The organism is Segetibacter aerophilus, assembly GCF_007991655.1.
Taxonomy (GTDB): domain Bacteria; phylum Bacteroidota; class Bacteroidia; order Chitinophagales; family Chitinophagaceae; genus Segetibacter; species Segetibacter aerophilus.
Genome location: NZ_BJYT01000006.1, coordinates 63,163 through 77,283, shown reverse-complemented (window position 1 = coordinate 77,283; position 14,121 = coordinate 63,163). Strand labels below are relative to the sequence as shown.

Here is a 14,121-nt window from a genome sequence, read left to right as displayed (position 1 = left end):
TTCTTACCTTCGCACAGCTATGGAAATAAACGTACAGACAGCACGTCAACTTCGCCTGACAGACGAAGAATTTGAACTTATAAAAAAAGTGATGGGACGCACTCCCAACTTTACAGAACTCTGCGCTTACAGCGTAATGTGGAGTGAACATTGCAGTTATAAAAATTCTATTAAATGGTTAAAAACACTTCCAAGAGACGGTAAGAGAATGTTGGTGAAAGCCGGTGAAGAAAATGCAGGCTTAATGGATATTGGAAATGGCTTTGGTGTTGTTTTTAAAATTGAAAGTCATAATCACCCGAGTGCTATCGAACCCTTCCAGGGTGCAGCAACGGGAGTTGGTGGAATACATCGCGATATTTTTACAATGGGTGCAAGACCAATTGCATCTTTAAATAGTTTAAGATTTGGAAACCTCAACGAAGCAAAAACACAACACCTGGTTGCAGGCGTTGTACATGGTATCGGTCATTATGGTAACTGTTTTGGTGTACCAACAGTTGGAGGAGAAGTTTATTTTGAAGAGCGATATCACACCAATCCTCTAGTAAATGCAATGAGCGTTGGCATCGTCAGAAACGGTGAAACAATTAGCGCTACTGCCGAAGGTTTGGATAATCCTGTGTTTATTGTTGGAAGTGCGACGGGCAAAGATGGAATGGGCGGAGCATCCTTTGCCAGTGCAGACATTACAGCCGAAAGCGTGGAAGAACTACCAGCAGTTCAAGTGGGCGATCCTTTCCAGGAGAAGAAATTATTAGAGGCCTGCCTCGAAATAATTAAAACAGGTGCTGTTGTGGGTATGCAGGACATGGGTGCGGCGGGTATCATCTGCTCAACCGCAGAGATGAGTGCAAAGGGCGGCGTGGGTATGGAAATAGATCTAAGCCGCGTTCCTACCCGTCAAAAGAATATGAAGGCATGGGAGCTGTTGCTAAGTGAGAGCCAGGAAAGAATGCTGATAGTTATACAGAAAGGCAAGGAAGAAAGCGTGTTGAAAATATTCGAAAAATGGGATCTTCCATGCGAGCAAATAGGAAGAGTTACTGATAACGGCCTGCTGCAGTTTTATATGAATGGACAGTTAGAGGCTTCAATAAATGCAGAGAGCCTGGTGCTTGGCGGAGGTGCTCCTCAAAACGATCGTGAATACAAAGAGCCGGCATATTTTGAGAAAATAAAAGCTTTTGACCCTGGCAGCATTACTCTATCTGAAGATCTAAAGTCTGTTGCCAAAAAACTTATTCAAATTCCAAATATTGCCAGCAAAAGATGGATTTCTACCCAGTATGACAGCATGGTAGGTGCCGCTAACCTTAGCACTAATTCGCCTAGCGATGCATCTGTTGTATTAGCAAAAGGCACCGGAAAAGCATTGGCAATGACGGTTGATTGTAACAGCCGATACGTCTTCGCCGATCCTTACAAGGGGGGAATGATTGCCGTAGCGGAAGCAGCTCGCAACATTGTTTGTTCAGGTGCCGAGCCAATAGGTGTAACCAACTGTCTCAACTTTGGTAATCCGTTTGATCCTGAAGTCTATTACCAGTTTGTTTATGCAGTGAAGGGAATGGGTGAAGCTTGTACCCGCTTTGACACACCTGTTACCGGTGGAAACGTAAGTTTCTATAATCAAAATCCTGATGGTGCAGTCTACCCTACTCCTACCATCGGAATGGTCGGCGTGATTGATGATCTTGAAGATAAGATGACGATGGACTTCAAGCAACAAGGCGACGTGATCTACCTGATTGGTGAAAGTCGAAACGATATCAATTGCTCCGAGTATTTACATAAACTAAAGGGAGTAGAATATTCGCCCGCACCGCACTTTAATATTGAAGAAGAATTTGAAGTACAGCAAGCTGTAAGGCAGTTAATCAAGAAAAAATTATTGCAGAGTGCGCATGACATAAGTGAGGGCGGTTTGATAACAACGCTTCTTGAATGCGGTTTTCCTCGTCGTTTAGGTTTCGATGTTCAGCAAAGTGCAACAACCATCCGCAAGGATGCTTATTGGTTTGGTGAAGCGCAAAGCCGGGTAGTTGTTAGTTGCACACTTAAGAATGCGGAAGAGCTTTTGACTCAGTTGAAATCCCTCAATGTTGCTTATGAGTATTTAGGTATTGTCACTGAAAACAACATCGACATGGAAGGCGAATATTGGGGACACATTGATGATTGGAAGGAGTTGTATGATACAGCAATTGAAAAAAAGTTAACCTCTGTCGAAAAAGGAGGCGAAAGCAGCGAACCGAAATCTTCAAAAGAGGAGGCTGTAAAGCAAGGCATTACTTTAAAAGGAGAAGTAAAAGGAATATAGGCTTCAGCAATAAAGGGAGAAGAAAGCTTTAAAGTAAAAAATGATCGATAAAAAAAATATGGAAGAGCTTCTTAGCTCCCCTTTAGAGTTAGAGGAGTTGGATGATGAAAGCATGAAAGGGAGTATTGTCGTTACCGGCGCGGCTGGGTTTATTGGTAGTTGTATGGTTCAGTATCTGAACGAGCAAGGCTATGAAAAGCTGGTTTTGGTGGACGACTTTGGGGTAGAGGAAAAGAGAAGAAATTGGGAAGACAAAAGGTTTGAGGCGATTGTTGAACGCTACAATTTATTCAATTGGCTCGAACTGCACAATCCTTCCATTGATTTCGTTATCCACTTAGGCGCGAGAACTGATACTACAGAGTTTGATTACGCTATTCACCAGGAATTGAATGTCGAATATTCTCAACAGGTTTGGAATTACTGCACCGAAAAGCAAATTCCTTTAATTTATGCTTCGTCCGCAGCTACTTATGGTGCAGGCGAATCGGGCTACGACGATAACAAAGAGTTAGAGGATCTGCATCCCTTAAACCCTTATGGCATTAGCAAAAATGAATTTGATAAATGGGCGCTGCAGCAGGAAAGCACGCCTCCTTTTTGGGCAGGGCTGAAATTCTTTAACGTGTACGGGCCCAACGAATATCATAAAGGCCGTATGGCAAGCGTAATTTTCCATGCATACAATCAAATAAAAAAAGAGGGATTTGTAAAACTGTTTAAAAGCCATAAGGAAGGTTTTGAAAATGGAAAACAACTTCGTGATTTCATTTATGTAAAAGATGTAGTGAAAGTAATTGGCTGGATGATGAGGGAATGCAAGTTGGCGGTTGCCAGCTCACAGATGACAGATGAGCGCAAGCATTCTTCAACTGTCAATCATGATCTGTCATCTGGCATTTACAATCTTGGCACCGGCCATGCCCGAACTTTTGATGATTTGGTAAAAGCAACTTTTGCCGGTTTAGACCTTTCACCAAATATCCAGTACATCGACATGCCCGAAGACATCCGCGATAAATACCAGTATTACACCGAAGCGACCATGCACAAGTTGAGACAAGCAGGTTATCAAAATGATTTTTATTCTCTTGAAGAAGGTGTAGATGATTACGTGAGGAACTATTTGGCTAAGAATAAAATTTATTAGGCCCAACTCTCCCGGCTTTATCCATCTTGGTTTTCTTTGCCTCCCTAAAAAATCTTTTCCTGATATTGCAACTTGAATGAGTAACCATCCCATAAAATTTTGTGCATGAGTAATAAAATTTCCATTATTGGCGGAGGCAATTTAGGCACTGCAATAGCAGAAGGACTAATTAAAAACGGGTTCATCTCTCCTGCAAATGTCATGATTACCAAACGCAATGTTCACACCTTGCAACCACTTAAAGAAAGGGGTGTAAATATCAGCAACGATAACAATGAAGCCGCCGCTTTTGGTGATATAATAATTATTGCGGTAAAACCTTTCCAGGTGCAAGAAGTTTTGCTCAGCATAAAAGCTACACTCGATGAAAGCAGGCATGTGCTGGTGTCCGTGGTAACAGGTATTTATATAAAAGATATCTATTCGATTATTGAAAAGCAATTGCCTGTTTTTCGGGCCATGCCCAATACCGCTATTGCAATCAGTGAAAGCATGACTTGCCTCTGCAATCAAAACGGTACTCCCGAACAGATCAGGTACCTCGAGCAGACTTTTGATCAAATGGGAAAAACCATCACCATTGATGAAAAGCTTATGGACGCTGCGACGGTGCTCGGCGCCTGCGGTACTGCCTATGCCATGCGCTACATCCGGGCGAACATTCAAGGCGGAATCGAGATTGGCTTTAGTGCCTCCGTCGCTTCACTGATTGCCGCTCAAACAGTAAAGGGTGCCGCTGAATTACTGCTAAGAAATAACTCGCATCCCGAGCAGGAAATAGATAAAGTAACTACGCCTAAAGGCTGTACGATTGCAGGCCTGAATGAGATGGAACACCAGGGCTTTAGTTCATCTCTAATAAAAGGGTTAACGGCGAGTTATAAGAAGATTACTACAGATATGTAGTTCAGGCAAAACAGGTCGAAAAATGTTAAAACTAACGGATAAACTATTAGCAGCATTTGTTGCGACGCTCCGTTCAACTGAAGTATTATGTTCATCTTTCCTCAAATTGTATTATTGCCGCTAAAAGATTGAAAGTACAAGTGTGCGACGCAACAACAGATGGATGTAGCTACCCCGCCCGGCTCAAAAAATCTTCTTCCTTATATTGCAATAAATAAAACTCTTCTAACTTTAAACATTTAGGAGGGTATAGCTGGAACCGGAAACACTATATTTTTTATTACAGCTTCAAACGTTTTGCTAGCCGTTTCCTGTAAATTCAATATATGGACAACATTTATTTGACTGTTTTTCTCATTGTCATTACCATCATTTTCATAGGCTTTTTTGCAGGAATGGAAATAGCCTTTGTTACGGCCAATAAGTTAAGCATTGAACTAAAAAAGAAACAAGGCAAACTCAGTGGAATTATTTTATCTCGGTTCATGGAAGAGCCTGCAAGATTTATCGGCACTTGCCTGATTGGTATCAACTTCTTCCTAGTTATTTATGGTTTGCTCGTAAGCAGCCTGCTTCGCCCCCTGTGGGACTATTTTCATATTACTAACAGTTATGTAATTCTTGTTGTCGATACTGTCCTTTCTACCCTGCTAGTCCTGTTCTTCGGCGAATTTATTCCTAAAGCAATTTTTCGGGCAAGAAACGATGCCTTGCTTAGCTTCTTTGCGCCGGTAGCGAAGTTTTTTTACGGGATTTTTTTCCCGGTTGCCTCTATCCTCGTCACCATTGCAGAATGGATTTTAAAATATGTTTTTAACGTAAGAGTGCATGATAGAAATGAAGCATTCGGAAAAGGCGACCTCGAACACTTCTACCAGCAGAATAAAGACCAGGACGAAGAAAACCAGGAACTAAATACGGAGCTTTTCGAAAATGCCTTGTCTTTACCAATGGTTAAGATCAGGCAGTGCCTTGTACCAAGAACTGAGGTAGAAGGCTTTGATATAAAAACAAGCGTTGCAGAGGCGCGGCAACATATGATCGATACACGGCTTAGTAAACTGGTGATTTATAACGATAACATCGATAATATTCTCGGCTATATTCACCAGCTGGATCTTTTTAAAAACCCTGCAGACCTTCAATCTATACTACTACCGATACCCGCAGTTCCTGAGAGTATGAGTGCAACGGATCTGATTAACAAATTCACAAAAGAACGAAAAAGTATTGCCTGGGTGGTAGATGAGTTTGGCGGTACAGCAGGCATCGTAACGATGGAAGATGTGCTCGAAGAAATTTTCGGCGAAATAAAAGATGAGTATGATGTGGAAGAATTTGTAGAAAAAGAGGTGGGCGAAGATGAATATATTTTCAGCGGGCGCCTCGAAATTGATTATTTAAATGAAAAGTATGACCTCGACGTTTCGGTGTCAGAATCCGAAACACTGTCAGGGTTCATCATCTCTAACCACGAAGCGATTCCCCGTAATAAGGAAAGGATTATAATTGACCGGTTTGAATTTGAAATCCTAAGCGTAAGCGATACCAGGATAGAAATGGTCAAAATGAAAGTACTGCGGTAGCATACTATACTAAACTCCCCTAAAGTTCGTTCAATTGGCAGTGCCGCCGGCGCGAGAGCTGCAAAAAAAAAATGCAGTCACTGATACCATATGACAGCATATACGGACTCGTTGGAAAAACCTATCTACACAATTGCAAAATGTCTCAATGAAATCATTGTAAACAATGACCTCAACGACGCGCTCCAGAAAATAGTAGACTGGCTTGCAAATTCCCTTGACATCGATTGCTGTTATATTTCCGAGGATGGAAATAAGGCCGCTAACCTTGCTATTTTCAGTAGCGAACGCATGGCAGAAAACCTGGGCGACTCAAACAACTCCATCTTACACATCAATGATTTCCCCGAAATACTTGACATCTTGCACAACAACCTCTGTTACAAAGTTTCGAGAAACAACCGCGTTTCACAGAAGTTGCATGAATGGCTGAGAGCATCTAACGTTCGGTCGCTTTTGCTGATGCCGGTTTTTAGAGGTACCCGCTTTTGGGGATGCATTGGTTTTGGCGATGCGAAAAATAACCGAACATGGCACAGTAGTGAGATACAACTGCAGTCCCTTGCTTCAGCCATTGGCTCCGCTATCGAAAGCAAAAGGATCAAGCAAGAAATTCAGCAGAGCAATGAAGTAATTAATACTACTCTTTCTACACTAAATGAAATTATCTGGGAAGTAGACCTCGTTAATGAAACTACTAAGATTGCCGGCTCTTCTATTTTTATTGAAAGCTTAAAAAGAAGAAGCCTGAGTAACAACTTTATCGATTGGGTGCTTACCTCTACTCACGAGGATGACAAGGAGAGGGTGTCACAGAAGTTTAAACAGTTTTTCGAGGAAAAAGACGCATCGGTTAATGAGGATGTGTTTAGAATTTATAACGAAAAAACGGGCGAGTACTTCTGGATGCACAGCAGGTATCACCTTAAGCGAAACATATACGGAGACCCTGTTTTTCTAACCGGAACTTCTGTTGATATTTCGGACACAAAAGAAGTTGAGCACGAGTTTTCGCGCCAGCGCGAGCAGTACCAGTTTTTGGTACAAAGTCTTGGGCAGGTCGTTTTTACTTTAAACAAAAATGCAACGCTTTCCTTTGCCAGCCCTGCATGGAAAGAAATATTAGGCTACAAACCTGAGCAAAGTATTGGTAAGGCCTTTATAGAATATCTACATGATGAACATGTGCAATTGTTCTGGGAGGAGTTTGGGAGTTTGCTTGCTGGAAGAAAGACCAACATTGATCTTCGAATGCAATTGGTAAATGCAGCGAACGAAAATGTTTGGGTGCGTATACTTGCAAAAACAACTTTTGATTATAACAATACTATCGACGGAGTTTTTGGAACAATTGAAAATATCAATAGCTCCTATAACGACTCTCTTTTCCTGCAGGATAGCAATGAACGAATTAATACAATTCTCAATAACAGCAAGGAAATTATTCTAACCCTTAACCTTGAAAAAAACATTATTGCCTCGGTAAATGATGCCGTTGGAATTCTTGGTTACAAGCCCGAAGAATGGATCGACAAATCGTACAAATCCTGGAATGACGAACAGCGCCAACAGTTTCATGAACTGATGCGGCTGGCAGTGCAGAGTGAGTTGCAGGTAAAGAACCAACAAATCACTTTCACCAATAAGACAAATACAGAACGTATTCCTTTCGAATTTTCAACTTCTATCTTCTACTTCAAAAATTCGCGTTACCTCCTTTGTGTTCTTCGCGACGTTCGCGAAAGGCTGAAGTATGAAGAAAACATCTCCCTTATTTCAACCCAGTTGACTCACCTGCTAAATAACATTGACGACGTATACGCCATCTTCAATATTAAGACTGGCAAATATGATTTCGTAAGTGATAACATTGAAAATTTATATCACTGCGATAAGCAATTGTATTTTAATAATACCAGGTTTTGGCTGGAGCGCATACATAAAGAAGACTTGCCCGGTGTTGAAAAAGAAGTCGAACAAATCATATTAAATAAATCAAAAGGAGAAATTTTTTACCGGATACAAACAAGTACCGGCGAAAGAAAAATGGTGCTTGAAAAGCTCGTTGTCGGCAAAGACAATAATGGTGACGCAGATAAATTATACATCGTCAAAAGCGACTACACCAACATTGAAAATGCAGAGCAATCGTTGATGGAGACCGAAAGAAAATTCCGTTTTATCTCTGAGAATTTGAGCGATTTTATTTCGATACACGATGTTGACTGGAATTTCACTTACGCATCTCCATCCATAAAAAATATTCTCGGTTACGAACCTGGTGAAGTATTAGGAATGGGCGGCTTTGATCTTGTTCATCCTGATGACTTGTTAAAAACCTTGAATGATTGTGTTCAACCTATTGTGCTTTATAAAAAGGAAACACAATTCAGGTACAGGATGCTTTCCAAAGACGATACCTTCAAATGGGTTGAAACGTATGCTAAACCGGTGATTGATTCGAAAGGCGAAATTTCATCTATCATTTCCTCCACCCGCGACGTAACCGACCAGGTAACTAGTGAAAACAAATTGCGCGAAAGCGAGGAACAATACCGTCTCCTTTCTGAAAACAGTAATGATATCATTGGCATCCATAATCTACAAACCGAATTTTTATATATTTCTCCTTCGTGCAAACAGATTTTAGGATACGAGCCGTCAGAGTTAATGGGTAAGCGACCGCAGGACATTTATTCATCGAGCGATGCTTCTGCATTGTCTGTGACTGAGCCTGCTAAGGCAATTGAAGAAAAGAAGGAGAGAAAGTTTCTAAGTAACATAATAACAAAAAGCGGCGAAGAAAAAGTGCTTGAAGTCTGGCTTAAACCACTTTTTAAAGCGGACGTGCTGGTAGGTTTACAATCTGCTAGTCGCGACGTTACGGAAAGAGAAAAGCTATTAAGCGAACTTGAAAATTCACTTGCAAAAGAAAGAGAGCTAAACGAGTTGCGTGAAAAGTTTGTTTCAACTGCCTCGCACCAGTTCAGAACTCCGCTAACTGTTATTCAATCCGGGGTCGAGATTATGGACATGTATCTCGAAGATTTGCCCGAGGCAAAACAGGCAAAGTTTCAAAACCAATTCAAAAAAATACAGGAAGAAGTCAGCAGGTTAGAAAACCTCATGAATGACGTGTTGGTCCTGGGACGGGCAAACGCTGTTCGTACTCCCTACAACCCGGAAGAAAGAAGCCTTGTTGATTTTTGCACTGCCATTATCGACAATAAATACAACGCCTCGTATTTGCCCGAAAGGCAAATACTGCTATCAATTACAGGCGTTGAAGTACCAGTAAGTTTTGATGAAAAGCTGGTAAGTCATGCAATCGAAAATATTATCAGCAATGCCTATAAATACTCAAGCGAGGGAAATATTTATCTGGACTTAATCTATGAACCCAATAGGGTCATTATAAATATAAAAGACACTGGCGTAGGAATACCTGAGGAGGATATAAAGAATCTATTTCAACCGTTTTATCGTGCTACGAATACGAGTGAAATTGACGGAACGGGTTTAGGGCTATCGATCGTAAAAGAATTTATTGAAATACATGGCGGAGAAATATTTCTTAACAGCAAATTAAATAAAGGCACGACTGTTAGCGTTATACTACCTATAGCATAAACAAAATTATTACATGGAGCAGCAAACAAGAATACAGGTTATTGAAGACGAAATAAACATTCGCGAAAACATACAGGAGCTGCTCGAGGCTAAAGGATACCTGGTAAGGGTGTCAGCAAATGGCAAGCAAGGAGTACTAGACGCGATTGATTTTAAACCGCACCTGATTGTTTGCGATGTGATGATGCCTAAAATGGATGGCTATAAAGTTTTAGAGTACGTTAGAAAAACTTCGGTGATTCAAAATACTCCATTTATATTTTTGACTGCCAGGGTTGATAAGAATGACATCAGGCAAGGAATGGACTTGGGTGCCGACGATTATCTTACGAAGCCCTTTACTTACAAAGAATTGCTAAAAGCCATTGAGTCACGACTCAAAAGGCAGCAGAAAATTATCGGCGAATACGCCAAAGTAAAACACGACCTGGATACAACCGTGTTTGCTACCTATTATCATGAGTTCAATACTCCTCTTCACGGAATTTTGGGTGGGTTGAACCTGATGTTGAATGCAAGAGACTCATTCAATGAGCAGCAGGTTCAGGAGTTGCTTACTTCGATATTAAAGTCCGGGCTTCGTTTAAATCATTCGCTGGCGAATCTGATGCTGTTCGAAGAAATCAGGAGGGCGGAAGTGTACCCGGAATTAATCAGCATGTTTACTGAAGGCATAGCAAAAACAAATTGGGTGCAAAAGGTTAAGACCGAATTGCAAACCATGTCAAAAGAAATTTACAACCGCGCAGGCGACATAATAATCGATCTTGAAGTTGCCGAAGTTAGAATGGGTGGCGAATACCTGCAAAGAATTATACTAGAACTGGTGGACAACGCGCTCAAGTTTTCAAAACGCGGAGAAAAAGTTTATGTAACAGGCGCGCTTAACGGCGAAGAGTATCGATTGGAAGTAAAAGACAGCGGAAGAGGGTTCGAGCTTTTAAGCCTCGCTGATATTGCTCCCTTTAAACAATTCAACCGCAAAAGGTTCGAACAACAGGGCCTTGGAATAGGCTTGTTCCTGGTGAAACGATTGACCGAATTAAATAACGGCGATCTAAAGATTATTACTTCAGAGGGAGAAGGTACGCAGGTGGAAGTGAATTTATTGTCTGCAGAAAACCAGGCATTAAATGTTTCAAACCTCGCAGCTGTCGCTTTCGAATAGTTATCTTAAAACGAAATAGTTGTAGCCGCCTAGTAGCGGCTTTTTTTGTAGCTATAGTTACCGGCAGTATTGCTTTTCTTACTTTTTTTGATACCGACTCCAGATCTACATGCCGCATTGTTGCGTGGCACTCTTGAACTTTTTCATTACAATTGAACTTTTGCGGTTAATAGGAAAAAGCCGCAAATTCATCTAAAGCTATGGCCAACTCAAGCTTCTAATTATTCTTAAGCACAAGTGTGCGACGCAACTATGTTGCCCAAAGAATTTATAGTCGGAAACAAAAAACTAAACGCATTAATAACCAGTATATAATTTGCAAAACCTGTTGTCGATTAAATGAATATTAACTTCATTATTGGTCTTTACAGTTACCTTTGCCGCATTCTAAAAAATCGCATTTAAATTATCAATGGCCTTAAGTTTATTAAACAGAACCGGACCCGAAGGAGAAGAAATGACTTTTGTTGACCACCTCGAAGCACTACGGTGGCATATTGTTCGTTCCCTGCTTGCTGTAGTAGTTTTTGGCATTTTTATATTCATTAAAATGGATTGGGTGTTCGAACGGGTAATCGCCGGACCACTCCAAAACGATTTTATTAGTTATATTTTATTGTGTCGGTTTAGTCATTTTATTCATTTAGGAGATACGCTTTGTATGCCTGCTATTAACGTGAAATTGCAGGCTATTGAATTTAGCAGCCAGTTTATGAGCAGCATTACCATCGCCTTTGTTGGGGGTTTTATTGCTGCATTTCCTTATATTTTTTGGGAGTTCTGGCGATTTATAAAGCCCGCACTAAAACCTTCAGAACTTAAGAGCACGAGGGGCAGCATATTTTTTGTTTCGTTCTTCTTTTTTACCGGTGCCGCCTTTGGCTATTTCTTACTCGGTCCTTTTACTTTTAACTTTCTTTCGAACTATAGTCTTGGCACCACGCACCTGTTAGAAACCAAGCCTACTTTAAACGATTATCTTGACAATTTGGTCAATATCATAATTGGTTGCGGTCTTGCATTCGAGTTACCTGTACTTGCGTATGTGCTTACGAAAATTGGGCTTGTAACGCCGCAGATACTTGCATCGTCGAGAAAATATGCGATAGTTGTTATTTTGGTGGTAGCAGCCGTTATTACTCCTAGCCCCGACTGGTCTAGTCAGATGCTGGTTTTTGTGCCGCTTTTTTTGCTTTACCAGCTAAGTATTGTGGTCTCTAAGAGAGCATACAAAGAAATGATAAAGCACGACAATGAGGACTGGAGTTAGTCGATGTGGTGTAATTTAGCGCGAGTTATTTTTTCAAAAAATATCATGAGTTTTCAATTTGATCGTTCTAAACCAATTGCTATAGGAGCAGACCACGCAGGGTTTGAATATAAAACAGCAGTTGTTGCACATTTGAATAAATCGGGTTTCCAGGTTTCTGACTTTGGTACTTACTCCGCGGACTCTGTTGATTATCCTGACTTTGCACATCCCACGGCAACTAGTGTTGAAAACGATGAGGCAGCCTGTGGCATTTTAATTTGCGGAAGCGCAAATGGCGTGGCAATTACAGCGAATAAACACAAAGGAGTGAGAGCTGGCTTGTGTTGGCAGAAAGACGTTGCAGAACTTACAAGAAAACATAATAATGCAAACGTGTTATGCCTTCCTGCACGCTTTATAAGCCTGCAAACCGCAATAGACATAGTTGATACATTTTTAAATACACCTTTCGACGGGGGAAGACACCAGGAAAGAATAAATAAAATATTGAGATAGTAAAAAATCATGAAGAAATTATTATTACCGGTTTTCGGTACGGCTCTATTAATGGCAGGCTTTAACGCTATTGGTCAGAAAGGACAAAAGCAACCTATTAATTATGCAAATAATTATGCGCAAACTATTACAGCAATAGAGTTGAAGGAAAAGTTATCTGTACTTGCCAGCCGCGAAATGGAAGGCAGGGAAACTGCATCACCAGGTCAAAGAAAAGCGGCTGCTTACATCGAGAGCCATTTCAGTAAACTTGGTCTGCAACCTGGAACTGCAACAGGATTTCAGATGCAATATCCAATCTACCAGGATACCTTGTTGGAAGCAAGCCTAAAAGTTGGCGGAAAGAACCAAAGGGTTGATTCTTCTTTCTCACTAAACATTGTTTCTGCTCCTAACGGAACTTTTGATATTAAAGAAATAATCTTCGCATCGTATGGTATTGTAGACTCTGCCCGCAACGACTACCAGAGCCTGGATGTTAAAGGAAAATGGGTGCTTATTTTTGAAGGAACTCCTGCATCGCCTTCACCAGTCTTCGACAGAAGAAGCCCTTACTCATCACGGGCGAAAGTGGAACAGGCGGTTAAACTTGGCGCTAAAGGGGTTTTTATAATGTCTTCTGATTTTCCTAAAAGAGCATTGGAAACTAAAGGGGCAATGTATTTGAAAAAGCCTACTGCAGCTACTGTACCGATAATAACTATATCAAGCAACCTTGCACACCAGCTACTTGGATTAAATCCCGCACAACTATTACAGAGCATCAAAAACATTCCTGTCGGTTCGTATAGTGCTGATGCCCAGTTTGTCACCAATAAAAGAACCCTTTTGCTGCAAAGCAGTAACGTGATAGGGGTTTTGCCCGGAACTGATAAAGCTGACGAATATGTTCTTATTACCGGACACTACGACCACCTTGGCACGCGCGGTAAAGATATTTTTTATGGCGCCGATGACGATGGCTCCGGAACTACCAGCGTGATTGAAATAGCCGAAGCTTTTGCAAAAGCAAAAAATGAAGGCCATGGCCCAAGGAGAAGTATTGTTTTTATGACAGTTTCCGGGGAAGAAAAAGGGTTGTTAGGTTCTGAGTTTTATAGCGAAAATCCTGTCTTTCCTTTAAATAAAGTGTCTGTAGATTTAAACATAGATATGGTTGGTCGCATTGATCCTAATTATAAGGGCGACTCCTTGAACTACGTTTATATTATAGGTGACGACAAATTGAGTTCTGACCTTGCCCCTATCACAGACTCAGTCAATACCGCATATGTGAAGATGCAGCTCGACAGAAGGTTCAATGATCTAAAAGATCCTAATCGCTATTATTACCGCTCAGACCATTACAACTTCGCCAAAAGCGGCGTTCCGGTTATTTTTTACTTTAATGGAACACATGCTGATTACCACAGACCTACCGACACGGTGGATAAGATAAACTTCGATCTGATGGCGAAAAGGGTAAAACTCGTCTTTTATACTGCCTGGGAAATGGCTAATCGAAATGACATGGTTAAAAGAAATATTCCGCTCCAAAGATTATAGAAACTTTTGTGAAGCCTCCTTTCGGGAGGCTTTTTTTATGTAGAT

Annotated in this window: 9 protein-coding genes; all 9 read left to right on the top strand. The window is 41.0% G+C overall.

What is annotated here, in order from left to right:
- The first annotated feature begins 19 nt into the window (after positions 1 to 19).
- Positions 20 to 2,323 carry a phosphoribosylformylglycinamidine synthase subunit PurL gene (gene purL, locus SAE01_RS09140; RefSeq protein ID WP_147203450.1) on the top strand — a complete coding sequence of 768 codons (2,304 nt, stop codon included), beginning with the start codon at positions 20 to 22 and terminating at the stop codon, positions 2,321 to 2,323.
- A 40-nt stretch (positions 2,324 to 2,363) separates the two neighbouring features.
- Complete coding sequence (locus SAE01_RS09135; protein WP_218029122.1) at positions 2,364 to 3,473, top strand: ADP-glyceromanno-heptose 6-epimerase; 1,110 nt, start codon at positions 2,364 to 2,366, stop codon at positions 3,471 to 3,473.
- Positions 3,474 to 3,578: 105 nt separating this feature from the next.
- Positions 3,579 to 4,379, top strand: coding sequence for a pyrroline-5-carboxylate reductase (gene proC, locus SAE01_RS09130; protein ID WP_147203449.1), 801 nt, complete (start codon positions 3,579 to 3,581; stop codon positions 4,377 to 4,379).
- Between the two features lie 326 nt (positions 4,380 to 4,705).
- Positions 4,706 to 5,965: a hemolysin family protein gene (locus SAE01_RS09125; protein WP_174834611.1), complete on the top strand. Its 1,260-nt coding sequence runs from the start codon at positions 4,706 to 4,708 to the stop codon at positions 5,963 to 5,965.
- A gap of 90 nt (positions 5,966 to 6,055) precedes the next feature.
- Positions 6,056 to 9,595, top strand: a complete 3,540-nt coding sequence (locus SAE01_RS09120) for a PAS domain S-box protein (RefSeq protein ID WP_147203448.1) — start codon at positions 6,056 to 6,058, stop codon at positions 9,593 to 9,595.
- Positions 9,596 to 9,608: 13 nt separating this feature from the next.
- Positions 9,609 to 10,763: a hybrid sensor histidine kinase/response regulator gene (locus tag SAE01_RS09115; RefSeq protein WP_147203447.1), complete on the top strand. Its 1,155-nt coding sequence runs from the start codon at positions 9,609 to 9,611 to the stop codon at positions 10,761 to 10,763.
- Positions 10,764 to 11,175: 412 nt separating this feature from the next.
- A complete protein-coding gene (gene tatC, locus SAE01_RS09110) occupies positions 11,176 to 12,033 on the top strand; it encodes a twin-arginine translocase subunit TatC (RefSeq protein WP_147203446.1) in 858 nt (285 codons plus the stop codon).
- Positions 12,034 to 12,078: 45 nt separating this feature from the next.
- Entirely contained in the window at positions 12,079 to 12,531 is a 453-nt protein-coding gene (gene rpiB, locus SAE01_RS09105; RefSeq protein ID WP_147203445.1) for a ribose 5-phosphate isomerase B, read from the top strand.
- Between the two features lie 9 nt (positions 12,532 to 12,540).
- Complete coding sequence (locus tag SAE01_RS09100; RefSeq protein WP_147203444.1) at positions 12,541 to 14,076, top strand: M28 family peptidase; 1,536 nt, start codon at positions 12,541 to 12,543, stop codon at positions 14,074 to 14,076.
- The last annotated feature ends 45 nt before the right edge of the window (positions 14,077 to 14,121 follow it).